This window comes from Haloflavibacter putidus (assembly GCF_006546625.1).
In the GTDB taxonomy this organism is placed as follows: Bacteria; Bacteroidota; Bacteroidia; order Flavobacteriales; family Flavobacteriaceae; genus Mesonia; species Mesonia putida.
This window is the reverse complement of sequence record NZ_VIAR01000051.1, coordinates 1-281: the sequence shown is the minus strand read 5'-3', so window position 1 is coordinate 281 and position 281 is coordinate 1. Positions and strand designations below refer to the sequence as shown.

The 281-nt window shown below is 41.3% G+C and carries 1 protein-coding gene; it reads right to left on the bottom strand.

Going from position 1 to position 281, the window contains the following annotated elements; translation table 11 throughout:
• Positions 1 to 281 (bottom strand): hypothetical protein (locus FKR84_RS13480; RefSeq protein ID WP_233357787.1); only part of this gene is annotated, 281 nt, incomplete at both ends.

The following is a 281-nucleotide window of genomic DNA, read 5'->3' as shown; positions in this document are numbered from 1 at the left end:
ATCACCGTTAAGGCTATAATCCCAAGCATTATCACCACTTTCTGTCCAACAGTTTGGGGTAGAATCTGCCGTAAAATCTTCTAACCAAGGAGTACTAATTACATCGCATTCTGTAGTAAAACTCTGCGAACCAGCCAAAAGACTCTCATTACCGGCTCCACAAATTGCACGTACATATACATCATAATCTGTAGCTGGATTCAAACCGGTTATGGTCTCACCAATAGTTCCATCTGTATCTTGTACGGCATTACCTTCTGTTTCAGGATTAAAACCAGCAG